The following is a 26,549-nucleotide window of genomic DNA, read 5'->3' as shown; positions in this document are numbered from 1 at the left end:
GTCTCAGTCTAGCCTCACCCGCGCCAGACACGGAATCGCCTGGGGCTACCCGTCCCGCGCGGCACTGCGGGCAGCCCCGGGAGCCGACGGTCCGTCCGAGTCCGACGGCGCGTCGCTGCGGATGTCGATGCGCCAGCCCGTGAGACGCGCGGCGAGGCGGGCGTTCTGCCCCTCCTTGCCGATCGCCAGCGACAGCTGGAAGTCGGGCACGATCACCCGCGCGGCCCGTAGCGCCTCGTCGATGACGGTGACCGACACCACCTTCGCCGGCGACAGCGCGTTGGCGACGAAGCGCGACGGATCCTCGTCGTAGTCGATGATGTCGATCTTCTCGCCGGACAGCTCACTCATCACGTTGCGCACGCGCTGGCCCATCGGCCCGATGCACGCGCCCTTGGCGTTGAGACCCGGCATCCGGGACGCGACGGCGATCTTCGACCGGTGCCCCGCCTCACGGGCCACCGCGACGATCTCGACCGACGCGTCGGCGATCTCGGGGACCTCGAGGGAGAACAGCTTGCGCACCAGATTCGGATGGGTGCGGGACAGTTCGATGCGGGGCTCGCGGACACCGCGCGTCACGCCGATCACGTAGCAGCGCACCCGGTCGCCGTGTTCGTAGCGCTCGCCGGGGGCCTGCTCGGCCGGCCGGATCGTGCCCTCGGACCCCTTCGCCTCGGTGCCCAGCCGCACCACCACGTTGCCGCGCGCGTTCTCCCGGGCGTCGCGCTGCACCACGCCGGCGACGATGTCGCCCTCCCGGGCGGCGAACTCGCCGTAGATCCGTTCGTTCTCCGCGTCGCGGAACCGCTGCAGCATCACCTGCCGCGCGGTGGTCGCCGCCACGCGCCCGAAGCCCTCGGGGGTGTCGTCCCATTCCTGGATCAACGTGCCCTCGTCATCGGTCTCGCGCGCCATCACCCGCACCACGCCGGTCTTCCGGTCGATGTCGATGTGGGCGTCGGCCTGGTGCCCCTCGGTGTGGCGGTAGGCGGTGAGCAGCGCGGTCTTGATGGTCTCGAGCAGCTCGTCGACCGCGATCCCCCGGTCGACCTCGATGGCGTGCAGTGCGGCCATGTCGATGTTCATCGGCCCGGCTCCTCTCCGAACTGGCCTGCCAGTTCGATCTCGTGCGGGTTCGGCGGTGAGAACTCCACCTGCACGACGGCTTTGGATACTTGGTCCAGCGGCAGCTTGCGAACACCGAGCCGGCCACGACCGCCCTCGGGGACCACGACGTCCACCGCGTCGCCGTGCAGTGCGCCGAGGCGACCATCCAGGCGCGAGCCGTCGGTGAGCGTGAACTCGATCTTGCGGCCCTGGGCCCTGCGGTAGTGGCGCCGCGCGGTCAGTGGCCGGTCGACCCCACGAGAGGTGATCTCGAGATCGTAGGGGGTGTCGTCGGCGGACGCGGAGTCGTGTTCGTCGAGCAGCGCCGAGGCCGACCGGGCCAGTTCGGCCACCGAGTCGAGGTCGAGTCCGTCGTGCTCGTCGTCCGGATCGGCGACGACGACGACGCGCTGCGGCCGTGCCGAGGCCACGACGGTGACGTCCTCGATGACGTAGCCCGCACGGGCGAACTCTGGCTCGAGCAGACTCGTCACCTCGGTCGGCGATGGCAGACCGGCGGACCGTAGCGGGGCATCCGATGCCACGGCGAGACTCCTCGTGTTGAGTTGTACGGACACGACCCAGGCAGCAGCCCGGGCCGGGTGTCCACGATACGCCAGCCGGCGGGGGTGGATCGTCGATCCGGCGGGCACCGACCCACCGTCGGGCACCGGGGCGGTCACGACGGGATGGCAGGATGTCGATGTGCCGACCGCCCTCCCGTCCGTCAGCAGGCGGCGCGTCCTGATCGGAGCCGCGGCCCTCGCGGTACTGGGCAGCACGTCGGCGGCCTGCGGTTCGCGCAGCGAGCCACCGGACGTCAGCACCCTGGTCGCCCAGCTCGAGCGGGCCCGGTCGGACGCCTCGCTCGCGGCCGGCGCCGCATCCGCAGCCGACCCGACTCTCGCGGCCGCGCTGTCGGCCGTCGCGACCGAACGGACGGCGCATGCCGAGGCCCTGAGCGACGAGATCACGCGGACGACCGGGTCGCCGCCCGCCACCTCGACGTCTACGACCACCACGACCCCCACCGGCGGGCCACTTCCCCCGCCCACCGCCTCGGCCGTCGTCGCCGCACTCGCGCAGTCGGCGACCGACGCCGCCCGGGACGCCGCGGCACAGTCCGGCTATCCGGCGGGCCTGCTCGGTTCGATCGCGGCGTCGTGCACCGCCGCCCAGACCGTCGCACTCGAGGGCGTCACCGCATGACCTCCCCCACGCCGGGCACGCCGACGACACCGGTACCCCCGACCACCCGTACGACCTCCAGCAGTTCGACGCCGACCACGTCGGTCAGCCGCACGCCCGATCCCGCGCGTCCCGAGGACGGGCCCGACGGCGCGCTGTACGACGCGGTCGCCACCGAGCACGGCGTGATCTACGGCTACGGGCTGGTGTCGGCGCATTCGACGCCGGACGTCAACGACGTCGTCGCCTCGGCGATGCGGGCACACCGCGCGCTTCGCGAGGACGGCATCGCCCTGCTCGAGGCCCGCAACGTGACGCCGCCGCTGCCCGCGGCCGGCTACCAGATCCCCACGCCGGTCGAGAACCCCACCGAGGCGGCGACGCTCGCCGTCCGCATGGAGGAGGACAGCGCGGTGGCCTGGCGGGCCGTGCTGGAGCAGGCCACCTCCGGCGAGGACCGGACGCTGGCCGTCACGGGACTCACCGAGGCCGCCGTCACCGCGGCGACCTGGCGACGCGTACTCGGCGTGCCGATCACCGTCGCCTTCCCCGGCGGCAACGAGTAGGTCTAGCCGGCTGCCAGCGCCGCGGCGATGTCGGTGGCCGCCGAGTCGACCGGGATCTCGCGGTTCTCGCCGGTGAACCGGTTGCGCAGCTCGACCACGCCGTCGCCCCAGCCGCGGCCGACCACCACGATCCACGGCACGCCCAGCAGTTCGGCGTCCTTGAACTTGACGCCGGGCGAGGACTTGCGGTCGTCGAGCAGGATCTCGAGACCCAGCCGGTCGAGGTCGCGGGCCAGGCCGGTGGCGCCGGTCCGGGCGTCCTCGTCCTTGTTGGCGATGACGACGTGGGCGTCGAACGGGGAGACCTCCGACGGCCACCGGAGTCCGATGTCGTCGTGCTGCTGCTCGGCGATCACCGCGACCATGCGCGAGACGCCGACGCCGTAGGACCCCATGGTCAGGCGCACCGGCTTGCCGTTCTCGCCCAGCACGTCGGCGCTGAACGCGTCGGTGTACTTGCGGCCCAGCTGGAAGATGTGGCCGATCTCGATGCCGCGCGCCGACACCAGCGGGCCCATGCCGTCCGGGGACGGGTCGCCGTCGCGCACCTCGGCGGCCTCGATCGTGCCGTCGGGCGTGAAGTCGCGGCCCGCGACCAGCCCCACGACGTGCTTGCCCTTCTCGTCGGCACCGGTGATCCAGGCCGTGCCGTCGACGATTCGGGGGTCGACCAGATAGCGAACGCCGTTGGCCAGCAGCCCCTTCGGGCCGATGTAGCCCTTCTGGAGGAACGGGTTGGCGGCGAAGTCCGCGTCGTCGAGCAGCGCGTACTCGGCCGGCTCCAGCGCGGCGCCGAGGCGCTTGTCGTCGACCTCGCGGTCGCCGGGCACGCCGACGGCGAGCAGTTCCCATTCGCCGCCGGGCACGCGGACCTTCATCAGCACGTTCTTGAGCGTGTCCGCGGCGGTGACGTCGCGTCCCTCGAACTCGGGTAGACCGGCGCCGTTGGCCCACTCGACCAGCGTGGCGATGGTCGGGGTGTTGCCCGTCTCGTGGACCACGGCGTCGGGCAGACCGTCGATCGGCGTCGCGGCCGGCGGCCGGGTGATCACGGCCTCGACGTTGGCGGCGTAGCCGGACTCGACGCACCGCACGAAGGTGTCCTCGCCGACCTCGCTCTCGGCAAGGAACTCCTCGGACGCGCTGCCGCCCATCGCCCCCGACACCGCCGAGACGATGACGTAGCGCACCCCCAGCCGGGCGAAGATCTTCTGGTACGCCTCACGGTGAGCGTGGTAGGCGTCCTTGAGTCCCGCGTCGTCGACGTCGAAGGAGTAGGAGTCCTTCATCACGAACTCGCGCCCGCGCAGGATGCCCGCCCGCGGCCGGGCCTCGTCGCGGTACTTCGTCTGGATCTGGTAGAGCCGCAGCGGGAAGTCCTTGTAGGAGCTGTACTCCCCCTTCACCGTGAGCGCGAAGATCTCCTCGTGGGTGGGGCCCAGCAGGTAGTCGTTGCCGCGGCGGTCCTTGAGCCGGAACAGGTTGTCGCCGTACTCGCTCCAGCGGTTCGACGTCTCGTACGGTGCGCGTGGCAGCAGTGCGGGCAGCAGGATCTCCTGGCCGCCGATCGCCGCCATCTCCTCGCGGATCACCCGTTCGATCTTGCGAAGGACCCGCAGACCGAGTGGCAGCCAGGAGTACAGGCCGGGGCCGACGGGACGCACGTAACCGGCGCGGATCAACAGTTTGTGGCTGGGGACCTCGGCGTCTGCCGGGTCGTCGCGGAGCGTGCGGAGGAACAGCTCGGACATGCGGGTGATCACAGGCGACCACCTTAGCCATGTACGCGGTCAGTCCCGTCCCTGCCACGTGCACACGCACGCCTCGTTGCCCTCGGGATCGGCCAGCACCCAGAACGACGGCGCGGCCCGGTCGTCGAGCAGCGTCCCGCCTGCCGCGAGCGCGGCGTCGATCCGCGCGCGGGCGTGCTCCGGCGGCACGTCGACGTCGAGGTGGATCCGGTTGCGCTGGGGTCTGGGCTCGTCCATCTGCTGAAACCAGATCGTCGGTCCGCGGCGCAGGGGGTCCTGCAGCGCGCCGGGCGGCAGGTCCGGCGGGTGCGGCTCGTCGACGTATCCGGTGACGGCCTGCCAGAACAGCCGCACACGCGGGACGTCGAGCGCGTCGATGGCGATCTCGATGGTCTGCGGCGCGACGGCGTCACCGGCGGTGGTGTGCAGCGACGCGTCGGCCAGCGCGGCCGTGATCCGTCCCGCGAGCGACAGGTCGAGGGGCGTGACGCGACCCGCGGCGACGGTGTGCAACCGCAGCACCAGCCGATCGGCGAGCAGTTCGGCGGTGAGGTGGCCCTCGCCCTCGGGGCCGGCGGCGCGGACGGCGAGGGTGGCGGCGCGGGCGGCGTGCTCGAGCGAGCCGACCGGAACGTGGGTCGTGACCACGCCCAGGATCAGCCGCCAGCCGAGCGGATCGACGGCCTCGGCGACCTGCCCGCGGGTGAGCGCCGCGCCGTCGGACGACGTCACAGCTCGCCTGCCTCCACGGCCTCCTTGGTGTGCTGGGCGCGAGCGATGTCCTTGGCGGAGAACCCGATCCAGAAGGCGGCGACGCCCACCAGGATCGAGACGCCCGCCACCCACAGCAGCGAGTACGTGTAGCCCTCCCCAAGGGCGTCGAGTTGGGTGGGCGACATGTTCTTCACCGGCCCGGTGGTGCCGCCGAGGTACAGCGTGCGCGACTGCTGGACGGCCATGATGGCGACCAGCACGAGTGGCCCGCCGAGGTTCTGCACCATCAGGGTGATCGCCGAGACGGGCCCGATCTCGCTGGGGCCCACCTTCGCCACCGCGCACAGTGGCAGGACCACCGAGATGATGCCGATGCCGAACCCGCCGATCACGATCGGTAGGAAGAGGTTCGGGAAGTACGGGATGGTGCGGTCCAGCGTCGAGCCGTAGAGCATGGCGGCGAGGACGAACAGGCCGCCACCGATGATCAGCCAGCGCGGTGCGTACATCGGCGCGAGCTTGGTCGCGAGCACGTTGCCGACGCCCACGGCGACCGCGAACGGCAGGAAGCAGATGCCGGCCCGCAGCGCCGAATAGCCGAGCACGTCCTGCGCCAGCAGACCCACCATGACGGTGACGGTCAGCAGCACGCCGCCGCCGAGGAACCAGGCTGTGAACGTCGCCACCCGGTTGCGGTCGCTGAACACCGAGAACGGCACCAGCGGGTTGTCGGCGGTGCGCTCGACGAGGAAGAACGAGACGAAGAACACGATCGCGGCGACGGCGGCGCCGATGACCCACGGGTCGACCCAGCCGCGCGGCGGGCCCTGGGTGAACACCAGCACCGCGGACGTGCAGCCGAGGGTGGCCAGCAGTGCGCCGGTGACGTCGAGTTTCAGCCGCTCGTGATTGGTCTCGGCGATCTTGAACACGGCGATGGCGATGATGACGATGCCGACGGGCACGTTGATGAGGAACGCGAGCCGCCACGAGATCACGGTGAACAGCCCGCCCAGCACCAGGCCCATCACCGACCCGATCGCCTGCATGCCCGCCGAGACGGCCATCGCCTGGTTGCGCGCTGCGCCCACGGCATAGGTGGTGGCGATCAGCGCCAGCCCCGTCGGAGCGGACACCGCCGCACCCACGCCCTGCAGCGCCCGCGCCGCGACCAGGGTGTACTCGTCCTGCGCCAGACCACAGACCAGCGACGCGAGGGTGAACACGCCGACGCCGGACAGGAACGCCCGCTTGTGACCGATGGCGTCGCCGATCCGTCCGCCCAGCAGCAGCAGGCCGCCGAACGCGAGGACGTAGGCGGTGATGACCCAGCTCTTGCCCGCGTCGCTGAGGTCGAGGTCGGCCTGCATCCGGGGCAGGGCGACGATGACGATGGTGCCGTCCAGCGTCGACATCAGCTGCATGCCGGTGATCGCGATGATCGCGACGCCCAGCACCGACGAGGACAGCGGCGCGGTACTGCGCTCGGCGGACATGCCTGGCACCCTACCGATGAGTAAGGACGCCGTGAACCGCAGTGCGGCGCGGGCGCTAGCCGATGTCCGCCGTCGCCGCGTTGTCGCGCTGCGGCTCGAGTTCGGCGAGTCGCCCCCGCAGTGCGTCGGTCACGAGGCGCCACGCGTCCGACCCGAGGACGAGCCGCCGCGGCGGATCCGCCGAGTGACCGGCACGGATCATGGCGGCCGCGGTCCGCTCCTGGCTGTCGACCATCTCCTCGACCGTCGTCGGCGGTGTGTCGGCGGGACCGCCGCGGTAGGGCTCGCTGAGCGGCACCCGCGTCGCCGCGTCGAAGAAACCGGTGCGGACGACGCCGGGTTCGACGAGGGTGGTGCGGATGCCGAACGGCGCGACCTCCTGGGTGAGCGCCTCGTAGAAGCCCTCGATCCCCCACTTGGTCACGTGGTAGAGCGAGAACGCCGGAAATGCGAGGTGGCCGCCCATGCTCGACATCTGCATCAGGTGTCCACCGCCGAGGGCGCGCAGGTGCGGGACGACGGCGCGCGCCAACTGAATGGAGGCGGTGAGGTTGGTGGCAATCATCCGGTCGACGTGGTCGTCGGAGAGGTCCTCGGCGGTGCCGAACACGCCGTAGCCGGCGTTCGCGACGACGACGTCGATGCGCTGGTGTTCGGCGAAGGCCTCGTCCACGGTGGCGCGCAGTCCGGCGGTGTCGGTGACGTCGAGGGACCGCCGCCACAGGCGCTCGCCGTGACGGGCCGCCAGATCGTCGAGAGCGGCCTCGTCGCGGGCGGTGGCGGCCACGCGATGGCCCGCGTCGAGCAGTTGTTCGGTCAGTTCCCGGCCGATGCCGCGGGAGGCGCCGGCGATGAACCAGGTGCGGGGTGCGTCGTGCCGTGTCGTGTCGGTGGTCATGGGACTCCTTCGGGATTGTCGTTCAGGGTGTGCAACGGCCGGCCCGCCCCCGATTGATCCATTCGCGCCATGACCGTTTCGGCCCGAAGGCATACGATCGGCGCATGGGTCATGCGCCTCGCCTGGACGAGCTGACGCTCGCGGGTCTTCGGGTGTGCCGCGAGATCGCCCTGCTCGGCTCGTTCACCGCGGCCGCGCGATCCCTGGGCTACTCGCAACCGGCGATCTCGCGGCAGGTGGCCGCCATGGAGGCGGCCGCGGGTGCGCCGCTGTTCGTCCGGGAGACCCGGGGCGTGCGCCTCAGCGCCGCGGGAACCACGGTCGTCGGCCACGCCGCCCGCATCATGGCCGACGTGGAGTCACTGGGCCGCGACCTCGAGGGTCTCGCGGACCAGCTGACCGGCACGCTGCGGATGGGCGTCTTCCCCAGTGCGGCAGCGGTGTTGGCGCCGCGGGCGATCGCCCACCTGGGGGCGGATCACCCGGGACTATCCGTCACGTTGAGCGAGGGGTCGACTCCGGCGCTCCTGCGCGACCTGCGGCGAGACCGCCTCGCCGTGGCCGTCATCGGGACGGGTTCGGGCCTGCCGCACTACGACCTCGACGGGCTGACGACCCGCCGGATCTCCACGGCCGACCTGTGCGTGGCGGTGTGGGCGGACCATCGATTCGCCGAGCACGCGCGGACGACACCGGTCCCCGTCGGCGAACTCGCCACCGAACGATGGGTGGTCGGTGACGGCGCTGCCGGGGACCCGCAGTTCGAGGCGTGGCCGACGCTGCGCGAACCCGTGATCGCACACCGCGCGAAGGGATGGCCATCCCGGCTGGGGATGGTCGCGGCCGGACTCGGCGTGTGTGTCCTTCCCGAACTCGCCGCGGCGTCCGTGCCCGCTGGGGTCGTCACGGTCCTCGTCGACGATCCGGGGTGGCTGGGTCGGGTCACGCTGGCGGTGACCCGTCCCGAACCGAGCGCCGAGGTGCGTGCCGTGCTCGACGCACTGGCGACCGTCGCGGACGGCCTCGACGCTGCGCGGGCTACAGCTCCCCGGCGTCGATCGCGTCCTTGACCTCCTGCGCGTGGGCCACCTGCTCGGCGGTGTAGCCGATGAAGAGCGCCACGACGCCGACGACGATCGCGACCGCGGCCACCCACAACAGGCCGTAGGTGTAGCCCTGGTCGAGTGCGTGCAGCTGCGCGGCGTCCATGTTCTTGACCGGTCCCGTCGTGCCGCCGAGGTACAGCGTGCGCGAGGTGATGACGGCCTGGATGATCGCCAGCACCACCGGGCCGCCCAGGCTCTGCAGCATCAGCGCGATCGCCGACACGGGTCCGATGTCGTCGAACCCGACGCCCGCGATGGCCGAGATCATCAGCGGCACCACGATCATGCCGATGCCGAAGCCGCCGATCGTGATGGGCAACACCAGGTTCGGGAAGTACGGGATGTCGCCGTTGAGCGTGGAGCCGTAGAGCATTGCGGCGAGCACCAGGACGCCACCGGCGATCACGAGTATCCGCGGCGGGAAGCGCGACGCGAGGAACGACGACAGTCCGAGACCGATGCCCAGCGCGACGACGAACGGGATGAAGCCGATACCGGCGCGCAGAGCGCTGTACCCCATGATGTCCTGCACGTACAGGCCGATCAGGACGGTCAGCGTGAACATCACGCCGCCGGCGAGGAACACCGCGGCGAAGGTGGCGACGCGGTTGCGGTCGCGAAACAGGCTGAACGGGACGACGGGGTTGACCGCGGTGCGCTCGACGACGACGAACGCCCCGAAGCACAGCACGGCCGCGAGGCCGGAGCCGAGCGTCAGCGGTGTCAACCAGCCCTTCTCGGGCCCCATCGAGAAGCCGAAGACCGCTGCGGTACAGGCGAGTGTCGCGAGGATCGCGCCGGTCGCGTCGAGCTTCATGCGCTCGCGATTGGTCTCCCGCAGCGTCTTGCGCGCGAGGTAGATCATCAGGATGCCGATGGGCACGTTCACCAGGAACGCCCAGCGCCAGGACACCTCGGTGAGCGCGCCGCCGACGACGAGGCCCATTACGGATCCGACGCCGGTCATCGCCGCGAAGACGGCGGTGGCGGCGTTGCGTGCGGGGCCCTTGGGGAAGGTCGTGGCAATCAGGGCGAGGCCGGTGGGCGACGCGATGGCGGCACCGACGCCCTGCAGCAAACGGGCGACGACGAGCGAACTCTCGTTCCAGGCGACACCGCACAGGATTGAGGCGAGCGTGAACACCGCGACGCCGACGATGAAGGTGCGCTTGCGGCCGATGGTGTCACCGAGGCGACCACCGAGGAGCATCAGGCCGCCGAACGTCAGCACGTAGGCCGTGATGACCCAGCTGCGTCCGGCGTCGGAGAGGTTGAGTTCGTCCTGGATCTTGGGCAGCGCCACGATCGCGACGGTGCTGTCCATCGTGGCGAGCAGCTGCATGCCGCCGATCGCGATGACGGCGGCGAGGAAGCGGCGTGACGGCAACCACGTTGGGTACCAACTGCTTCGGGTGATCTGCGTCGGGGTGATCGGCATGGGAAGCACCTCGTCGCCGGCGTCCTGCGACTTACGGCCGGCAACGGCGCGCTCCGCGTCGTTGAGAGCGGGCATGCTCGATTACCTTACAGTAATCTTAGAATTCGTTTAGGCGCCGAAGCCCGCCACGGGCCCGATCACGATGATCGCGGGTGGTCTGATGCCCTCCGCGCGGACGTGTTCCGCGGCGTCGACGAGCGTCGTACGCAGCGTCCGCTGAGCGGGCGTGCTGCCGTGCTGGACGACGATCACCGGCGTTTCCGCTGGTCGGCCGCCTTTGAGAAGCACCTTGGCGAACAATTCGATGCGCTCGACGGCCATCAGCAGGACGATCGTGCCCTGCAGCGCGGCCAGTGCATCCCAATTCACTAACGATTCGGCATGGTCTGGCGCAAGATGGCCGCTGACCACCACGAACTCGTGGTTGACCGCCCGATGCGTCACCGGGACGCCTGCCAGAGCCGGAACTGCTATGGCACTGGTCACACCGGGCACGACGGTCACCGGAATGCCCGCATCCGCGCACGCGATGACCTCTTCGTAGCCGCGCGCGAACACGAACGGATCGCCGCCCTTGAGGCGGACGACGAACTTCCCCTCGCGGGCCCGTTCGACGAGGACGGCGTTGATGGCGTCCTGCGCCATCGCGCGGCCGTAGGGGATCTTGGCGGCGTCGATCACCTCGACGTCCGGGGCCAGCTCGGCGAGCAGCTCCGGTGGCGCGAGGCGGTCGGCCACGACGACGTCGGCCTGGGCGAGCAGTCTGCGGCCGCGCACGGTGATCAGCTCCGGGTCGCCGGGCCCGCCGCCGACCAGGGCCACTCCCCCTCGCAGCGACTCGGTATTGGAGTCGGCGATCACGCCGCTCTGCAGGGCCTCGTTGATCGCCGAGCGGATGGCCGCCGAGCGGCGGTGTTCGCCACCCGCCAGCACGCCCACCGAGAGGCCGTCGTACTCGAAGGAGGCGGGCGTGACGGCGGTGCCGTCCTGCGCCATGTCGGCGCGCACGCAGAACACCCGCCTGCGCTCGGCCTCGGCGACGATCGCGGCGTTGACGTCCGGGTCGTCGGTGGCGGCCATCGCGTACCAGGCGCCGTCGAGGTCACCGTCGCGGTAGTCGCGCAGTTCGAGCGTGATGCCGGTGGTGGCCTCGACCGCCGGGGTGGCGGCACGGGTGATCACGTGCACGTCGGCGCCGTTGGCGAGCAGCAGGGGTAGCCGGCGCTGCGCAACGGTTCCGCCACCGATGACGACGACCTTGCGACCGGCCAGTCGCAGCCCGACGAGGTAGGCGTTCTCGGTCACCCGGTGAGCCTAGAGGTTTCCGAGGTCCGCACGAAGCCGGCCGGGCCCGCGTGATCGTCGATTGTGGCGTTCACCACTCGATGCCGCGCTGGCCCTTGCGGCCCGCGTCCATCGGGTGCTTGACCTTGGTCATCTCGGTCACCAGGTCGGCGGCGTCGAGCAGTGCGGCGGGTGCGTCGCGGCCGGTGATCACGACGTGCTGGGTCCCCGGCCGCGAGGCCAGGACGTCGACGACTTCGTGCACGTCCACCCATCCCCACTTCAGCGGGTACGTGAACTCGTCGAGCACGTAGAAGTCGTGCCGCTCGTCGGTCAGGCGCCGGGCGATCTCGGCCCAGCCGTCCGCGGCCGCCGCGGCGTGGTCGACCTCGTCACCCTGCTTGCGCGACCAGGACCAGCCCGACCCCATCTTGTGCCACTCGACCGCGCCGCCGACGCCGTGCTCGTCGTGCAGTCTGCCCAGTTCGCGGAAGGCCGACTCCTCGCCCACCTTCCACTTGGCGCTCTTGACGAACTGGAACACCCCGACGTCGAAGCGTTGATTCCAGGCGCGCAACGCCATCCCGAACGCCGCGGTCGACTTTCCCTTGCCGGGCCCGGTGTGCACCGCCAGCAGCGGCGCGTTGCGGCGCGCCCTGGTGGTCAGTCCGTCGGCGGGTACGGCGACCGGTCGTCCCTGGGGCATGCGGTTCCTCCTGAGCCGTCTCGTCCTACGCTGCTTCGTGCTTGACCAGTCGGGCCAGTCCGTCCGCACGCAACTCCGCGAGCCGGACCGCGGGCGCCCCGAGCTGGCGGGCCAGGTCCTCGGCCAGGTTCAGCCGGACGTAGGAGGTCTCGCAGTCCACCACGACCGCGGCGACGTTCTCCGCGGAGAGCAGGCCGGCGGCGGTCCTGGTGCGGCCCAACGGATCCGGCCCGCCCGTGGCACGGCCGTCGGTGAGGACGACGACGAGGCTGCGACGGGCGCGGTCCCGGGCCCGCTCCCGCAGCACCACGTCGCGCGCCTTGAGCAGGCCCATCGCCAGCGGCGTCTTGCCACCGGTGTCAAACGACGCGAGACGACGGCTCGCGATGTGCACCGACGTGGTCGGCGGGAGCACGACGTCGGCCCTGTCGCCGCGGAAGGTGATGACGGCCACCTTGTCCCGTCGCTGATAGGCGTCGCGGAGCAGCGACAGCGTCGCACCGCCCACTGCGGCCATCCTGTCGCGGGCGGCCATCGATCCGGAGGCGTCGACGAGGAACACGACGAGGTTGCCCTCCCGGCCCTCCCGCACCGAGCGCCGGACGTCATCGGCGACCACCGAGAGCCGGCCGCGCCCGCTCTGGTGACCGGCGGCCGCGAGCAGGGTGCCGAAGAGGTGGACGCCGTGCCCGGTCTGCGGGTCGTCCGTTGCGGCCACGGTGGTGCCCGTCCGGTTGCGTGCCCGGGACCGTCGGCCGGGCGCACCCTCGCCGACACCCGGTACCACCAGCGCCTTGGCCCGGAACGTCGCCGACGGCGGTGCGTTCTGACGGGTTCCCGGCGGAGCGGCCGACTTCTGTTGCGCCGAATCGCCGTTGGACGGTTCGGCGGCGCCACCGCCGCCGCCGGGCGGATCGGGCTCGGGCTCGGCGTCGGTCTCGGAGCCGGCGTCGGTCTCGGCGTCGGGATCCGGGCCTGCGTCGCCGGCGGCCTCCGCCGCGTCCGACAGCGCCTCGTCGAGGCGGTCGGGGTCCAGGCCCGGATCGTCGAACGGGTCGCGCCGACGACGGTGCGGCAGTGCCAGTTCCGCGGCGATGCGGATGTCCTCCTCGGCCACGGTGCCCGCGCCGCGCCACGCCGCATGCGCCACGGCCGTGCGCGCGACGACGAGGTCGGCCCGCATCCCGTCGACGTCGAACGCCGCGCACAGCGCTGCGATGCGGCGCAGTTCGCCGTCGGGCAGCACGACGTCCGCGACCGCGGCACGCGCCGCGGCGATGCGTCGCGCGAGGTCGTCGTCGTCGGCGACGTAGCGGTCGGCGAAGCCGCTCGGGTCGGCCTCGAAGGCCAACCGTCGCCGGATCACCTCCACCCGCACGTCGACCTCGCGGGAGGCACGGACGTCGACGGTGAGGCCGAACCGGTCCAGCAGCTGCGGACGCAGCTCGCCCTCCTCGGGGTTCATCGTGCCGATGAGGATGAAGCGGGCGTCGTGACTGTGCGAGACGCCGTCGCGCTCGACGTGCACGCGGCCCATCGCGGCGGCGTCCAGCAGGACGTCGACGAGGTGGTCGTGCAGCAGGTTGACCTCGTCGACGTACAGGACGCCGCCGTGCGCGCGGGCCAGCAGGCCGGGCGAGAAGGCGTGTTCGCCGTCGCGCAGGACGCGCTGCAGGTCCAGCGATCCGACGACGCGGTCCTCGGTGGCGCCGATCGGCAGCTCGACAAGTCGGGCGTCCTCGTCGATGGCCGTCAGCACGGCGGTCAGGGCGCGGACGGCCGTCGACTTGGCCGTGCCCTTCTCCCCACGGATCAGCACGCCGCCGATCTCGGGGCGCACCGCGCACAGCACCAGCGCGAGCTTGAGCCGGTCCTGCCCGACGAGTGCGCTGAACGGGTAGCCGGCGTCAGGCACCGGTCGACCCGCTCCGGAGCATCGGGACGTGCGGTATGCCGTCGTCGAGGAACTCGTCGCCGCTGCGGACGAAGCCGTGCTTGACGTACATGTCCTCGAGGTAGGTCTGCGCGTCGATGCGGCACGGGTAGTCGCCGACCTCGGCGAGTGCCGCCTGCATCAGCCGGCTGGTGTGGCCGTGGCCGCGTTCGGTCCGCTTGGTGCACACCCGGCCGATGCGGAACACCTTCTCCCCACCGGGGTGCTCCTCCATCAGCCGCAGCGTCGACACGACGACGCCGTCGGCGTCCTCGAGCCAGAAGTGCCGCGTCTCGGCGAGCAGGTCGCGTCCGTCGAGTTCCGGGTACGGCGTCGCCTGTTCGACGACGAACACCTCGACCCGGAGTTTGAGCAGTTCGTAGAGCGTCGTCGCGTCGAGATCCTTGGCCCAGCTGCGTCGTGAGGCGATCGTCACGGTCAGGTGACGGCGTCCGCCGCAGCGAGCTGCGCCTTGGGCTCGTCGAGCTTGAGCACCTCGGTGCCGTGCGCCCAGACCTCCTCGAACAGCTTCGGCTCCTTGGACAGTTCGACGCCCAGCGAGGGCACCATCTCCTTGAGCTTCGGCTGCCACGAGGCGTACCGGTCGGCGAAGCACCGCTCCATGACGTCCAACATGGCGGGCACGGCGGTCGATGCGCCGGGGGACGCACCGAGCAGGCCCGCGATCGAACCGTCCTCGGCGGCGAGCACGGTGGTGCCGAACTCCAGGACGCCACCGGCGCCCTTCTTCCGGATGACCTGCACGCGCTGGCCGGCGATGTCGAGTTCCCAATCGGAATCCCGTGCGCTGGGTGCGAATTCACGCAACGCCTCCACGCGGTCGGCCTCACTGAGTCGCAACTGGCCGACGAGGTACTTCACCAGGCTCATCTCGGTGAGTCCGACGCCGAGCATCGAGGCCAGGTTGTTGGGCTTGACCGAGAACGGGAGGTCGGTGACCTTGCCCTGCTTGAGGAACTTCGGCGACCAGCCGGCGAACGGGCCGAACAGCAGGTAGGAGCGGCCGTTGATGACGCGGGTGTCCAAGTGCGGCACCGACATCGGCGGGGCGCCCAGCGGGGGCGCGCCGTAGACCTTCGCCTGGTGGTCGGCCGCCAGCAGCGGGTTGCCGGTGCGCAGCCACTGCCCTCCGACCGGGAAGCCGCCGAACCCCTTGGCCTCCTTGATGCCCGACTTCTGCAGCAGCGGCAGCGCGCCGCCGCCCGCTCCGACGAACACGAATTTGGCGTTGATCTTGCGCTTGAGCCCCGTCCGACGGTTGGTGACCTTGAGGGTCCAGGTCCCGTCGGACTCCTTCTTCAGGTCGCGGACCTCGTGCCCGAACAGGGTCTCCATGCCGCGCTGGGCGGTGTAGCCGATCAACTGGCGCGACAGTGATCCGAAGTCGACGTCGGTGCCGTCCTGGGTCCAGTTCAAGGCGACGGGTTCGGCGAAGTTGCGGCCGGCCGCCATCAGCGGCAGCCTGCGGACGAACTCGTCCTCGTCGTCGATGTACTCCATGGACGCGAAGAGCGGGTTGGTGACGAGCGCGTCGTAGCGCGCCTTCAGGTAGCGGGTGCTGCCCTCACCGTGCACGAAGCTCACGTGCGGGATGGGGTTGAGGAAGCTGCGCACGTCCGGCAGCACGCCGTTCGACACGGCGTAGGACCAGAACTGGCGGGACACCTGGAACTGCTCGTTGACGTGGACGGCCTTGCTGATCTCCACCGTGCCGTCGCTGCGCTGCGGGGTGTAGTTCAGCTCGCACAGTGCGGAGTGCCCGGTGCCAGCGTTGTTCCACGGGTCGCTGCTCTCGGCGGCCGCGCCGTCGAGGCGCTCGATGAGCGTGATGTTCCAGTCGGGCTCCATCAGGTGCAGCAGGGCACCCAGCGTCGCGCTCATGATCCCCGCGCCCACCAGGACGACGTCGGTCTTCACTGTCTTCGACTCAGTCACCTGAACTTTGGTCCTTCGCACTCGCGCACCCGACTCACACGGCTAACCACTCCCCAGGTTATCGGGTACCCGGACTCGCGGCGACGGCGCACGTGCCGTTCGCCGGGGACGCCGGCCGGCGGGACCGGTCACCGTCCGTACGCGCGAACCGGTCGCCTCGCCCGACGGCGTCGAGCCACGCCGGATCCCGGCCTGCCCGACCCCGGGCTGCCGGCGGCGAGTCCGAATTGGGGCAGGTCAGCGGTCTGGCGCCGCGGGCGCCGGACCGCCGGTGGCCGGCGGGGCGGGCGACCGGCCCCCGGACCCGCGCTCGCCGCGCAGTGGCGTGGTGGGGACGGCGCGTTCGTTCCTGGTGACGAAGAACACCGCACCGCCGCGGTCCTCGCCGCTGGCGCGACCGGGTCCGGCCTAGAGTTGACGCCGTGAGTGGGTCACCGTCTACCTGGGAGCCCGACGTCCTGCCCGACTACTGGCAGCAGACCCTCCCGCTGGGGCCCGACCCCGACGGCGAGGGTGATCTGGTCGCGACCCTGGTGCGTCGCGGCGCCGGCGGGCCCGCCGATCTGGCCATCGTCGCGCTGCACGGTTACACCGACTACTTCTTCCACACCGAGCTGGCCGACCGCTTCGCCGCGCGAGGCTTCGCCTTCTACGCCCTGGACCTGCACAAGTGCGGACGCTCCCGACGAGCGGACCAGACGCCGCACTTCACCACCGATCTCGAGAGCTACGACGCCGAACTCCGCCTCGCCCTCGACGTCGTGGCCGCGGACACCGGCGGTGCCCAGGTGATCGTCTACGGCCACTCGGCGGGCGGCCTGATCGCGACGCTGTTCCTCGACCGGTTGCGCAGCCAGGACGACACGGCGGCCGCGAACGTCGGTGGGCTCGTGCTCAACAGCCCGTTCTTCGACCTGCACGGACCGGCGATCCTGCGGACGGCGCCGACCTCGGCCGCGCTGATGGCGCTGGGCAGGTGGCGCAAGACGACCGTCGTCCGCAAGCCCACCCCCGGCGGCTACGGCACCACCCTGCACCGCGACTACGCCGGCGAATTCGACTACAACCTCGACTGGAAGCCCCTCGGCGGGTTCCCCATCACCTTCGGCTGGATCAACGCGATCCGGCGCGGCCACGCGCGTCTGCATCGCGGCCTCGACGTCGGCGTACCGAACCTGGTCCTGCGATCCGACCGCAGCGTGCGCGAGGCCCCGGATCCCGAGGCGATCCAGCGCGGCGACGCGGTCCTCGACGTCGCGCAGATCGCGAGGTGGGCGGGATGCGTCGGCAACCACACCACCGTCGCGCCGATCGTCGACGCCAAGCACGACGTCTTCCTGTCCCTGGCCGAACCCCGCCGGGACGCCTACCGCGAACTCGACCGCTGGCTCGACCGGTTCGTCCCGTCGGCCACCTCCGATGCCACGTCCGACCCCACGGCCGACCCCGAGCCCACCACCACCCGATCCGAACGAGGCTGACACGCGTGGAGCATTACGACCTGACCATCATCGGCACCGGATCCGGGAACAGCATCCCCGACACCGCGTTCGATCCGCGTTACGGCGACATGCGGATCGCCATCGCCGAGGAGGGCATCTTCGGCGGAACCTGCCTGAACGTCGGCTGCATCCCCACCAAGATGTTCGTCTACGCCGCCGAGGTCGCCCAAACCATCAGGCACGGTTCGCGATACGGGGTGGACGCGCACGTCGACGGCGTCCGGTGGCGCGACATCGTCGACCGCGTGTTCGGGCGCATCGACCCGATCGGCCCGAGCGGCGAGGCCTACAAGAGCAGCCTGCCCAACATCGACGTCTACCGCAGTCACACCAGATTCGGACAGACCCAGGACGACGGCCGCTACCTGCTGCGCACCGCCGACGGCGACGAGTTCACCTCCGACCAGGTGGTGCTCGCCGCGGGCTCGCGCATCAACGTGCCGCCGGCCATCCTCGAGTGCGGGGTGCACTACGAGACCAGTGACACCGTCATGCGGATGCCCGAACTGCCCGAGCACATGGTGATCGTCGGCGGCGGATTCGTCGCCGCGGAGTTCGCCCACGTGTTCTCCGCACTCGGCGTGCGGATCACGATCGTGGTACGTGGCGACGGGCTGCTGACCCACTGCGACGAGGCGATCTGCCACACCTACACCGATCTGGCCACCCAGAAGTGGGACGTGCGGACCCACGAGAACGTGGTCGGCTCCCATCACGACGGCGACCGGATCGTCCTCGAACTGGACGACGGCAAGGAACTGAGTGCCGACGTCCTGCTGGTCGCCACCGGTCGAATCCCCAACGGCGACAAGCTCGATGCTCACCTGGCCGGCATCGAGGTCACCGACGGCGGAATGGTGGTGGTCGACGAGTACCAGCGCACCACGGCCCGCGGCGTGTATGCGCTCGGCGACGTGTCGTCGGCCTGGCAGCTCAAGCACGTCGCGAACCACGAGATGCGGGTGGTGCGGCACAACCTGCTGCGGGACTGGGACGACACCGCCGACATGGTGCGCAGTGACCACCGGTACGTGCCGTCGGCGGTGTTCACCGACCCGCAGATCGCCATGGTGGGGCTGACCGAGGCCGAGGCCCGCGACCAGGGCTACGACGTCGTGGTCAAGGTGCAGCGCTACGGCGACACCGCCTACGGCTGGGCGATGGAGGACCAGACCGGCATCGCCAAGGTGATCGGTGACCGTGCCACCGGCACACTCCTCGGCGCGCACCTGCTCGGGTACCAGGCGTCCACCCTCATCCAGCCGCTCATCCAGGGCATGAGCCTGGGTCAGACGGCGGCCGAGATAGCCAAGGGGCAGTACTGGATTCACCCGGCGCTCTCGGAGATCGTGGAGAACGCCCTGCTGGGCATCGTCTGACGCGGGGACCCTACGGCGTGCCGGTCCACCGCTGCTCGATGCGGCCGAACCGCCAGACGGCCACCGCGACCAGCCAGGTGCCGACGAACAGTCCGACGATCATGAACCCGACGGCCTCCAGGTCGGCCGAGCCGATGGCCGCGAGCGGGCCGGTCTGGACGTCGAGACGGTCGGCGAGCAGTCCGGCGAGCACGATGACGCCGATGACGAGTGCGACGAACACCGACAGCACCGTGACGGTGAGGTTGTAGTACACCTTGCGGATGGGTCGAAGGAACGCCCAGCCGTAGGCGCGGGACATGAAGACGCCGTCGAGCGCGTCGAACAGGCTCATGCCCGCCGCGAAGAGGACCGGCAGCACCAGGATCGCGTACCACGGCAGCGTGAACGCGGCGGTGCCCGCGGCCAGGACCAGCAGCGCGACCTGTGTCGCGGTGTCGAAGCCCAGGCCCATCAGCAGCCCGACCGGGTAGAGGTGCCACGGCTTGCTCACCCGTCGCATCACGCGTCCGAGCAGGCGGGCGAGGAAGCCGCGGTTGTGCAGATGACGCTCGAGTTCGTCCTCGTCGAGGTCACCGGAACGCATGCGCGCCACCACCTTCGCGATGCCGACGACGGCGAACAGGTTGGTCAGGCCGATGAGGATGAGGAACGTGCCCGCGACGACCGAGCCGATCAGCCCGAGGGTCTGCAACATCGGGGAGTCCTCGTCGGAGACCGGACCGGCGAGCGCGCGGACGCCGAGCGCCAGCAGCAGCGCCAAGGCGAACACGACGCTGGAGTGGCCCAGGGAGAACCAGAAGCCCGCCGACGCCGAGCGCCTGCCCTCCCCGACGAGCTTGCGGGTGGTGTTGTCGATGACGGCGATGTGGTCGGCGTCGAACGCGTGCCGGACCCCCAGCAGGTACGCCGTGACGCCGAGTCCGACGCCGAAGACGCCAGCCGATCCGAGGGTGATGTGCTGCGGGGCGACGCCGAAGACCAGCACACCCCAGCCGAACGCGTGCAGCGCGACCACGACGGCCGACATCATGGCGATCGACCGGAGGTCGGCGCGGTCGAAGCGGGCAGTCGGCGACGCCGCCGTGCTGGACTCGACGCTCATCGGTGGAGCGTAGGCGCACTCCTCGACATCTGTCCACGTGAACAGATGTCAGTCGGAGGCGTTCAGCGGGCGGTCGCGGTGACCACCAGATACTCGGCCTCCCAGGCGCCGTCGTCCTGCTGCCACTCGGTGAGGAAGGCGAGGAAGTCACGATCCAGTGCCGCCACCCGGTCCGCGTCGTCGGCGATGAACCCGTAGGCCGCGATGGTCGGGCCGTAGTTGCGCTTCCAGTACTCACGAAATTCCAGCGCGTCGGCGCAGTGATCGAGTCGCACCGTCCTGGCACGCATCGTCAGGGCGCTCACCCGATCGCCGAACAGTTCCCGCACGTGGTCCTCGTCGCCCCACAGTGGCGGCGGACTCGCGCCCGCCGGTGGCGGAGGTGCGTACGGCTTGATCGTGGCGAACAGTCGACCGATGAAACCGCCGGGTGTCCAGTTGATCATCCCGATCGTCCCGCCCGGGCGGCACACTCGCACCATCTCGTCGGCGGCGGCCCGATGGTGCGGCGCGAACATCACGCCGACACAGGACATCACGACGTCGAACGCGTCGTCCGCGAACGGCAGCGCCTCCGCGTCGGCCTCCGTCCACTCCAGGTCGACACCGCGAGCGGCTGCCGCCGTGCGGCCCGCGGCGAAGAGTTCGGGCGTCAGATCGCTCGCAGTCACCACGGCACCGGCCACCGCCGCCGGGATGGCGGCGTTGCCCGCGCCCGCGGCGACGTCGAGCACGCGGTCGCCGGCCCCGATCCCACACGCGTGCACCAGGTCACCGCCCAGCTCGGGAATCAGCTCCGATGCCACAGCCGGGTAGTCACCGGACGCCCAGAGTGCCCGGTGCCGGGCCTTGAGTGCCCGATCGGCCTCTCGATCCTCTGCAGTGGTCATCTCGACGACTGTTGCGCACACCCGCCGCCGACGGACGGCTTTCGACGAGAACGCCGCGCTCAACCGTGGCGCGCGCCGATCCAGTGCAACAGGTCGTGCACCGTCTCGTCGGCCAACCGGTAGGTCACCGATCTGCCCTGCCGGGTGCTGGTCACCCAACCCTGCTCGCGCAGCACGCGCAGCGCCTGCGACACCGCGTTCTCCGAGCGGTGCAGCGCCGCCGCGAGGTCACCGACGCGGATGCCGGGCGCACGGTGCAGCCCGAGCAGGATCTCGAGGCGGTGCGGGTCGGACAGCAGGTCGAAGCGCCGCGCCCACCCGGCGGTGTCGACGTCGGCGAGCGCCGACGCCGCCCGCTCCACCGCCGACTCGTCCTCCACGACGTGCAATCTAGCCGCTGCCGACCTCCGGCGAGCGTGCGTGTCTGCGGGCGACACGCCGCTTGCGGACCCGACAAAGCGCACGCTCGCCGAAGGGGTCGTCAGTCGAGGAAGCCGTGCAGCAGCGCCGCCGAGCCCCACACGTGCGCGGCCATCACCTCGGCGGACCCGTCGCCGTCACCGGCGAGGATCGCCATCACGATGGCCTCGTGCTGCTCGTCGGAGTGGGCGATGTTCAGCGACAGCAGCGGAATCTGGTCGAGCAGTTCGTTGATGCGCATCCGGTTGGCCGCGACCAGCGGCACCAGCGACGGTGCGCCCGCCGCCTCGGCGATCGCGAGGTGCAGCCGGGAGTCCAGGCGGCGGTAGTCCTCCGGCGCGGCGCCGCGGACGTCGCACAGCCTGCTCCACAGGGTCTCGCGCTCGGTGGCGGTCAGCGTGCGGCTGGCGGCCATCCGCGCCGCGCCGACCTCGAGGATCTCTCGCAGCCGCAGGGCGTCGTCGATGTCGGCGCGGTCGAACCGGATGCCGTCGGCGCGTGGTGTCGGCAACTCCTCGGCGAGGAACGTACCGCCGTAGCGGCCGCGCCGGGACACCAGGTAGCCCGCGTCGGCGAGCGACTTGATGGCCTCGCGCACCGTGTCGCGGCTGACCCCGAGCCGCGTCGCCAGTACCCGTTCCGGGGGCAGCGACTCCCCCGGCGCGAGCACTCCGAGGCGGATGGTCTCGAGCAGCCGCGCCACGGTGTCCTCGAACGCGTTGCCCAACCGCACCGGACGCAGCAGATCCGATGCCGGCGCCTTCGCGTCGGGGCGCTCGGATGCCGGCTGCGGGTCCGGTGCGGTGGTCATGGCGTCTACAGCGGTGTCACGTAGTGGCCGGTGATGCCACCGTCGACCAGGAACGTCGATCCGGTGATGAACGAGGCGTCGTCACTGGCCAGGAAGGCGATCGCCGCGGCGAGCTCCTCGGGCTCCGCGAACCGGCCCATCGGCACGTGCACCAGCCGCCGGGCCGCCCGCTCGGGATCCTTGGCGAACAGCTCCTGCAGCAGCGGGGTGTTCACCGGGCCGGGGCAGAGCGCGTTGACGCGAATACCCTGGCGCGCGTACTGGATTCCGAGTTCGCGGGACATCGCCAACACCCCGCCCTTGGACGCGGTGTACGAGATCTGCGAAGTCGCCGACCCGTTCACCGCCACGAACGACGCGGTGTTGATGATCGAGCCCTTCTGCGCCGGCACCATGTGCCGCAGTGCGGCCTTGCAGCAGAAGAACACCGACTTGAGGTTGATGTCCTGCACCCGGTCCCACGCGTCGATCCCGGTGTTCTCGATCAGGTCGTCCTCCGGCGGACTGATGCCCGCGTTGTTGAAGGCGATGTCCACCGAGCCGTGGGTGTCGGCGGCGGTGTCGAACAGCGCGTCGACCGCGACCTGGTCGGACACGTCGACGGCGACGAAGGTGCCGTTGAGGTCGTCGGCGACGGACTTGCCCGCCGTCGGGTCGATGTCACCGATGACGATGGTGGCGCCCTCGGCGCGCATCCGCTTCGCCGTCGCTAGGCCGATCCCGCTGGCGCCGCCGGTGATGACTGCCACCTTGCCGGCAAGGCGCTGAGTCAGATCCATCATGTCCTTTCTAGGTGCTCTCTGAGATGGCGAAGAAGACGTTCTTAGTCTCGGTGAAGTGCAGCGGTGCATCGGGTCCCAGCTCCCGGCCCAGACCGGACTGCTTGAAGCCGCCGAACGGCGTGGTGTAGCGCACCGAGCTGTGCGAGTTGACGCTGAGGTTGCCCGCCTCGACCGCCCGGGACACCCGCATGGCGCGCGACAGGTTCTCACTCCAGATGGACCCGGACAGTCCGTAGGGCGTGTCGTTGGCCAGGGCGATGGCATCGGCCTCGTCGTCGAAGGGCAGCACCGTCACGACCGGACCGAAGATCTCGTCGGTCACGGTGCGGTCGGTGCGCGCCGGGGTGAGCACCGTCGGCGCGAACCAGTAGCCGGCACCCGAGGGAGCCGATCCGCGGAAGGCGACCGGTGCGTCATCCGGCACGTAGGACGACACCGACTCCCAGTGCGGCTTGGCGACCAGCGGACCCATCTCGGTGCCGCGTTCGGTCGGGTCGCCGACCACGACGCCCTTGACCGCCGGCTCGAGCAGCTCCATGAACCTGTCGTACACGTTGCGCTGCACCAAGATTCGGCTGCGAGCGCAGCAGTCCTGGCCTGCGTTGTCGAAGACCCCGTACGGCGCGGTGGCCGCGGCCCGCTCCAGGTCGCAGTCGTCGAACACGATGTTCGCGCTCTTGCCGCCGAGTTCGAGGGTGACGCGCTTGACCTGCGCCGCCGCGCCCGCCATGACACGCGTGCCGACCTCGGTGGAGCCGGTGAACACGATCTTGCGGACGCCCTCGTGGGTGACGAAGCGCTCGCCGACCACCGAACCGCGGCCGGGCAGCACCTGGAAGAGGTCCGGGTCCAGACCCGCCTCGACGGCGAGTTCGCCGAGCCGGATGGTGGTCAGGGGTGTCCACTCGGCCGGCTTGAGCACGACCGCGTTGCCCGCCGCCAACGCCGGGGCGAATCCCCAGGCGGCGATCGTCATCGGGAAGTTCCACGGCGTGATGACGCCGACCACCCCGAGCGGTTCGTGGAAGGTCACGTCGAGCCCACCGGCGACCGGGATCTGCTGGCCGGACAACCGTTCCGGGCTGCCCGAGTAGAACTGCAGGACGTCGCGGACGTGGCCCGCCTCCCACTCCGCGTTGCCGATGGGGTGTCCCGAGTTGGCCACCTCGAGCGCGGCGAGTTCGTCGACGTGCGCGTCGACCGTCGCGGCGAACGCCCGCAACCCGGCGGCACGCTCCGCGGGAGCGAGTCTGGCCCAGCGCTTCTGGGCAGCCGCCGCGCGGGCGATGGCGTCGTCGACGGCCGGGACGTCGAGTTGCTCGACGGTGCGCAGCACCTCCTCGGTCGCCGGGTTGATCAGCGTGCTGGTGGTGCCTGTCATCGAACTCCTTCTCCTGCATATGCGGCCGCGGCGTGCACCACGCCGGCGAACAGCCTCAGATCGTCGAGCCGCTCCTCGGGATGCCACTGCACGGCGAGCGTCCAGGTGTCCGGGTGCGTGGCGCGATCGAGTTCGACCGCCTCGATCACGCCGTCGACGCCGTCCTGGGCGGAGACGACCAGTCCGTCGCCGAGCCGGTCGATCGCCTGGTGGTGGTAGCACTGCGCGTCCGACGACTCGCCGATCAGCTCGGCGAGCCTGGTCCCCGGCACGGTGCGCACCGACGAGGTGGTGAACACGGCGTTGCCCGCCTGGTGCCGGGAGTGCCCGAGCACGTCGGGCAGGTGCTGGTGCAGCGTCCCACCGAGTGCCACGTTCAGAACCTGTGCGCCACGGCAGATTCCGAGCACCGGCAGGCGTCGCGCCAGGGCGCCGCGGAGCAACGCGAACTCCCACGCGTCGCGGTCGCGGGCGGGATCGTCGGTGGTCGGGTGGGCGGCCTGCCCGTAGGCGGCGGGGTCGACGTCCTTGCCGCCGGTGACGACCAGCCCGTCCAGTCCGTCGAGGACGCGCTCGACGATCGACTCGTCGACCGGCTGCGGCGGCAGCAGGGTGGCGATGCCCCCTGCGAGCGTGACGCCCTCGATGTAGATGGCGGGCAGGAAGCTGGCCTTGACGTCCCACACGCCGGTCGCGGCCTGCTGCAGATAGGTGGTCAGACCGACGACCGGGCGGACGTGCCGCTCAGAGGCGCTCGAAGCCACGTCGCCTCTCCCAGTCCGTGACGGCCGCGCCGAAGGCCTTGAGTTCGACGCGCGCGTAGTTGAGGTAGTGGTCCACCACGTCGTCGCCGAAGGCCGCTCGCGCGATGGTGGAGCCGTCGAGCAGCTCGGTCGCCTCGGCGAGCGAGGTCGGAAGGCGCTCGGCGCCAGAGGTGTACGCGTTGCCCTGCGTCATCTCCGGCAGCTCGAGTCCCTGGTCGATGCCGTGCAGTCCACCGGCGATCAGCGCGGCGACGGCGAGGTACTGGTTGACGTCGCCGCCGGGCGCGCGGCACTCCATGCGCATGCCGGGTCCGTGGCCGACCACGCGCAGTGAGCACGTGCGGTTGTCCATCCCCCACGCGACGGCCGTGGGCGCGAAGCTACCGTCGGCGAACCGCTTGTAGGAGTTGACGTTCGGGGCGTAGAAGAGGCTGAACTCACGCAGCGTGGCGAGTTGGCCCGCGATGAAGCTGCGGAACATCGCCGACATGCCCAGTTCGTCGTCCTCGTCGGCGAACACGGCGGAGCCGTCCTCCCCGCGGAACGAGATGTGGATGTGGCAGCTGTTGCCCTCGCGCTCGTCGAACTTCGCCATGAACGTCAGGCTCTTGCCGTGCTGGTCGGCGATCTCCTTGGCGCCGTTCTTGTAGATCGTGTGGTTGTCGCAGGTGACCAGGGCCTCGTCGTAGCGGAAGCCGATCTCCTGCTGACCGAGGTTGCACTCCCCCTTGACGCCCTCGCAGTACATGCCCGCGCCCTCCATGCCGCGGCGGATGTCGCGCAGCAGCGGCTCCATCCGCGTCGACGCCAGCATCGCGTAGTCGATGTTGTAGTCGGTGGCGGCGGTCAGGTGGCGGTAGTCGGCCTTCCAGGCGTCGCGGTACGAGTCGTCGAACACCATGAACTCGAGTTCGGTGGCGGCGACGGCACCCATGCCGCGCTCGGCGAGCCGGTCGAGCTGGGTCCGCAGGATGGTGCGCGGCGCCTGCAGGACGGGGGTGCCGTCGGTCCACGACAGGTCGGCCATGACCAGCGCCGTGGCGGGCTGCCAGGGCAGCAACCGCAGCGTCGAGAAGTCCGGCGTCATCACCATGTCGCCGTATCCGGTCTCCCAGCTCGAGATCGCGTACCCGTCGACGGTGTTGTTGTCGACGTCGACGGCGAGCAGGTAGTTGCAGCACTCGGCGCCGTGGGCGGCGACGTCGTCGACGAAGAGCCGTGCCGAGATGCGTTTGCCGATGAGCCGGCCCTGCATGTCGGTGAAGCCCACGATCACGGTGTCCACCTCGCCATCGGCGATCAAGCGCTCCAGCTCGCTTTGCGGGAGCATGCCGGGGCGGGGGTTCGTGCTGGGCGTCATTGGCTCTCC

At 70.7% G+C, this 26,549-nt stretch carries 25 protein-coding genes; 5 read left to right on the top strand and 20 right to left on the bottom strand.

The window, feature by feature from the left end; all coding sequences use genetic code 11:
* Window positions 1–45: 45 nt before the first annotated feature.
* Window positions 46–1,089, bottom strand: a complete 1,044-nt coding sequence (gene nusA, locus G6N64_RS17235; RefSeq protein ID WP_163798139.1) for a transcription termination factor NusA — start codon at window positions 1,087–1,089, stop codon at window positions 46–48.
* Window positions 1,086–1,655, bottom strand: coding sequence for a ribosome maturation factor RimP (rimP, locus tag G6N64_RS17230; RefSeq protein ID WP_163798138.1), 570 nt, complete (start codon window positions 1,653–1,655; stop codon window positions 1,086–1,088). Before rimP ends, nusA begins: the two co-directional genes overlap by 4 nt.
* A 160-nt stretch (window positions 1,656–1,815) precedes the next feature.
* Between rimP and G6N64_RS17225 the strand changes: the two genes are divergently transcribed.
* Both G6N64_RS17225 and G6N64_RS17220 read left to right on the top strand, forming a co-directional pair.
* Window positions 1,816–2,319 (top strand): hypothetical protein, encoded by a 504-nt coding sequence (locus G6N64_RS17225; RefSeq protein ID WP_163798137.1) that lies wholly within the window; start codon window positions 1,816–1,818, stop codon window positions 2,317–2,319.
* The gene (locus tag G6N64_RS17220; RefSeq protein WP_163798136.1) at window positions 2,316–2,864 is read left to right on the top strand and encodes a ferritin-like domain-containing protein; all 549 of its coding nucleotides are present in this window, start codon (window positions 2,316–2,318) and stop codon (window positions 2,862–2,864) included. Before G6N64_RS17225 ends, G6N64_RS17220 begins: the two co-directional genes overlap by 4 nt.
* 2 nt (window positions 2,865–2,866) lie before the next feature.
* Here the strand turns inward: G6N64_RS17220 and G6N64_RS17215 are convergent, their stop codons facing one another.
* Genes G6N64_RS17215 through G6N64_RS17200 form a run of 4 tightly spaced genes read right to left on the bottom strand, consistent with a single transcriptional unit; the run spans window position 2,867 to window position 7,723 of the window.
* Window positions 2,867–4,627, bottom strand: a complete 1,761-nt coding sequence (locus tag G6N64_RS17215; RefSeq protein ID WP_163798135.1) for a proline--tRNA ligase — start codon at window positions 4,625–4,627, stop codon at window positions 2,867–2,869.
* A 27-nt stretch (window positions 4,628–4,654) separates the two neighbouring features.
* Window positions 4,655–5,347 carry a VOC family protein gene (locus tag G6N64_RS17210; RefSeq protein WP_163798134.1) on the bottom strand — a complete coding sequence of 231 codons (693 nt, stop codon included), beginning with the start codon at window positions 5,345–5,347 and terminating at the stop codon, window positions 4,655–4,657.
* Window positions 5,344–6,825: an MFS transporter gene (locus G6N64_RS17205; protein WP_163798133.1), complete on the bottom strand. Its 1,482-nt coding sequence runs from the start codon at window positions 6,823–6,825 to the stop codon at window positions 5,344–5,346. The genes G6N64_RS17210 and G6N64_RS17205 overlap by 4 nt, the downstream gene beginning before the upstream one ends.
* 55 nt (window positions 6,826–6,880) lie before the next feature.
* Window positions 6,881–7,723, bottom strand: coding sequence for an SDR family oxidoreductase (locus tag G6N64_RS17200; RefSeq protein ID WP_163798132.1), 843 nt, complete (start codon window positions 7,721–7,723; stop codon window positions 6,881–6,883).
* Between the two features lie 104 nt (window positions 7,724–7,827).
* On the opposite strand from G6N64_RS17200, the gene G6N64_RS17195 reads away from it, so the two are divergent.
* Complete coding sequence (locus G6N64_RS17195) at window positions 7,828–8,793, top strand: LysR family transcriptional regulator (protein WP_246230688.1); 966 nt, start codon at window positions 7,828–7,830, stop codon at window positions 8,791–8,793.
* Here G6N64_RS17195 and G6N64_RS17190 read toward each other — a convergent pair.
* From G6N64_RS17190 to mqo, 6 genes are all read right to left on the bottom strand, one after another.
* Window positions 8,762–10,342 carry an MFS transporter gene (locus G6N64_RS17190; protein WP_163798131.1) on the bottom strand — a complete coding sequence of 527 codons (1,581 nt, stop codon included), beginning with the start codon at window positions 10,340–10,342 and terminating at the stop codon, window positions 8,762–8,764. The two genes, G6N64_RS17195 and G6N64_RS17190, sit on opposite strands and share 32 nt — an antisense overlap.
* Window positions 10,343–10,375: 33 nt before the next feature.
* Complete coding sequence (cobA, locus tag G6N64_RS17185) at window positions 10,376–11,572, bottom strand: uroporphyrinogen-III C-methyltransferase (protein ID WP_163798130.1); 1,197 nt, start codon at window positions 11,570–11,572, stop codon at window positions 10,376–10,378.
* Between the two features lie 70 nt (window positions 11,573–11,642).
* Window positions 11,643–12,257 (bottom strand): cob(I)yrinic acid a,c-diamide adenosyltransferase, encoded by a 615-nt coding sequence (gene cobO, locus G6N64_RS17180; RefSeq protein ID WP_163798129.1) that lies wholly within the window; start codon window positions 12,255–12,257, stop codon window positions 11,643–11,645.
* A 25-nt stretch (window positions 12,258–12,282) separates the two neighbouring features.
* Window positions 12,283–14,172, bottom strand: coding sequence for a magnesium chelatase subunit D family protein (locus tag G6N64_RS17175; RefSeq protein WP_163798128.1), 1,890 nt, complete (start codon window positions 14,170–14,172; stop codon window positions 12,283–12,285).
* Complete coding sequence (locus G6N64_RS17170) at window positions 14,165–14,626, bottom strand: GNAT family N-acetyltransferase (protein ID WP_163798127.1); 462 nt, start codon at window positions 14,624–14,626, stop codon at window positions 14,165–14,167. Before G6N64_RS17170 ends, G6N64_RS17175 begins: the two co-directional genes overlap by 8 nt.
* A gap of 2 nt (window positions 14,627–14,628) precedes the next feature.
* Entirely contained in the window at window positions 14,629–16,146 is a 1,518-nt protein-coding gene (mqo, locus tag G6N64_RS17165; RefSeq protein ID WP_163798126.1) for a malate dehydrogenase (quinone), read from the bottom strand.
* A 422-nt stretch (window positions 16,147–16,568) separates the two neighbouring features.
* On the opposite strand from mqo, the gene G6N64_RS17160 reads away from it, so the two are divergent.
* Both G6N64_RS17160 and mtr read left to right on the top strand, forming a co-directional pair.
* A complete protein-coding gene (locus G6N64_RS17160) occupies window positions 16,569–17,627 on the top strand; it encodes an alpha/beta hydrolase (protein ID WP_163798125.1) in 1,059 nt (352 codons plus the stop codon).
* A 5-nt stretch (window positions 17,628–17,632) separates the two neighbouring features.
* Window positions 17,633–19,027: a mycothione reductase gene (gene mtr / locus G6N64_RS17155; RefSeq protein ID WP_163798124.1), complete on the top strand. Its 1,395-nt coding sequence runs from the start codon at window positions 17,633–17,635 to the stop codon at window positions 19,025–19,027.
* 10 nt (window positions 19,028–19,037) lie between these two features.
* Here the strand turns inward: mtr and nicT are convergent, their stop codons facing one another.
* From nicT to G6N64_RS17115, 8 genes are all read right to left on the bottom strand, one after another.
* A complete protein-coding gene (nicT, locus tag G6N64_RS17150; protein WP_163798123.1) occupies window positions 19,038–20,132 on the bottom strand; it encodes a Nickel transporter NicT in 1,095 nt (364 codons plus the stop codon).
* Between the two features lie 62 nt (window positions 20,133–20,194).
* Window positions 20,195–21,022, bottom strand: a complete 828-nt coding sequence (locus tag G6N64_RS17145) for a class I SAM-dependent methyltransferase (protein ID WP_163798122.1) — start codon at window positions 21,020–21,022, stop codon at window positions 20,195–20,197.
* A 59-nt stretch (window positions 21,023–21,081) separates the two neighbouring features.
* The gene (locus G6N64_RS17140) at window positions 21,082–21,402 is read right to left on the bottom strand and encodes an ArsR/SmtB family transcription factor (RefSeq protein ID WP_246230687.1); all 321 of its coding nucleotides are present in this window, start codon (window positions 21,400–21,402) and stop codon (window positions 21,082–21,084) included.
* Between the two features lie 101 nt (window positions 21,403–21,503).
* The gene (locus G6N64_RS17135; RefSeq protein ID WP_163798120.1) at window positions 21,504–22,253 is read right to left on the bottom strand and encodes a FadR/GntR family transcriptional regulator; all 750 of its coding nucleotides are present in this window, start codon (window positions 22,251–22,253) and stop codon (window positions 21,504–21,506) included.
* A 5-nt stretch (window positions 22,254–22,258) separates the two neighbouring features.
* Window positions 22,259–23,035 carry a 3-oxoacyl-ACP reductase gene (locus G6N64_RS17130; protein ID WP_174266832.1) on the bottom strand — a complete coding sequence of 259 codons (777 nt, stop codon included), beginning with the start codon at window positions 23,033–23,035 and terminating at the stop codon, window positions 22,259–22,261.
* A 7-nt stretch (window positions 23,036–23,042) separates the two neighbouring features.
* Window positions 23,043–24,416, bottom strand: a complete 1,374-nt coding sequence (locus G6N64_RS17125; RefSeq protein ID WP_163798118.1) for an aldehyde dehydrogenase family protein — start codon at window positions 24,414–24,416, stop codon at window positions 23,043–23,045.
* Window positions 24,413–25,180 carry a gamma-glutamyl-gamma-aminobutyrate hydrolase family protein gene (locus G6N64_RS17120; protein WP_197748277.1) on the bottom strand — a complete coding sequence of 256 codons (768 nt, stop codon included), beginning with the start codon at window positions 25,178–25,180 and terminating at the stop codon, window positions 24,413–24,415. The genes G6N64_RS17125 and G6N64_RS17120 overlap by 4 nt, the downstream gene beginning before the upstream one ends.
* Window positions 25,161–26,540 (bottom strand): glutamine synthetase family protein, encoded by a 1,380-nt coding sequence (locus tag G6N64_RS17115; RefSeq protein WP_163798117.1) that lies wholly within the window; start codon window positions 26,538–26,540, stop codon window positions 25,161–25,163. The genes G6N64_RS17120 and G6N64_RS17115 overlap by 20 nt, the downstream gene beginning before the upstream one ends.
* Between the last annotated feature and the right edge of the window lie 9 nt (window positions 26,541–26,549).

Origin of the sequence: Mycolicibacterium sediminis, assembly GCF_010731735.1 — a bacterium.
GTDB lineage: Bacteria > Actinomycetota > Actinomycetes > Mycobacteriales > Mycobacteriaceae > Mycobacterium > Mycobacterium sediminis.
Note: the sequence above shows the minus strand (reverse complement) of the source record. Positions and strands in the feature narration are given on the sequence as shown.

Excerpts from the sequence above, each read along its gene's own strand:
- nusA (WP_163798139.1), bottom strand. The coding sequence starts at position 1,089 with ATGAACATCGACATGGCCGCACTGCACGCCATCGAGGTCGACCGGGGG.
- G6N64_RS17200 (WP_163798132.1), bottom strand. The coding sequence starts at position 7,723 with ATGACCACCGACACGACACGGCACGACGCACCCCGCACCTGGTTCATC.
- G6N64_RS17115 (WP_163798117.1), bottom strand. The coding sequence starts at position 26,540 with ATGACGCCCAGCACGAACCCCCGCCCCGGCATGCTCCCGCAAAGCGAG.
- G6N64_RS17130 (WP_174266832.1), bottom strand. The coding sequence starts at position 23,035 with ATGATGGATCTGACTCAGCGCCTTGCCGGCAAGGTGGCAGTCATCACC.
- nicT (WP_163798123.1), bottom strand. The coding sequence starts at position 20,132 with ATGAGCGTCGAGTCCAGCACGGCGGCGTCGCCGACTGCCCGCTTCGAC.
- G6N64_RS17145 (WP_163798122.1), bottom strand. The coding sequence starts at position 21,022 with ATGACCACTGCAGAGGATCGAGAGGCCGATCGGGCACTCAAGGCCCGG.
- G6N64_RS17190 (WP_163798131.1), bottom strand. The coding sequence starts at position 10,342 with ATGCCCGCTCTCAACGACGCGGAGCGCGCCGTTGCCGGCCGTAAGTCG.
- G6N64_RS17195 (WP_246230688.1), top strand. The coding sequence starts at position 7,828 with ATGGGTCATGCGCCTCGCCTGGACGAGCTGACGCTCGCGGGTCTTCGG.
- cobO (WP_163798129.1), bottom strand. The coding sequence starts at position 12,257 with ATGCCCCAGGGACGACCGGTCGCCGTACCCGCCGACGGACTGACCACC.
- G6N64_RS17125 (WP_163798118.1), bottom strand. The coding sequence starts at position 24,416 with ATGACAGGCACCACCAGCACGCTGATCAACCCGGCGACCGAGGAGGTG.
- G6N64_RS17205 (WP_163798133.1), bottom strand. The coding sequence starts at position 6,825 with ATGTCCGCCGAGCGCAGTACCGCGCCGCTGTCCTCGTCGGTGCTGGGC.
- G6N64_RS17220 (WP_163798136.1), top strand. The coding sequence starts at position 2,316 with ATGACCTCCCCCACGCCGGGCACGCCGACGACACCGGTACCCCCGACC.
- G6N64_RS17135 (WP_163798120.1), bottom strand. The coding sequence starts at position 22,253 with ATGACCACCGCACCGGACCCGCAGCCGGCATCCGAGCGCCCCGACGCG.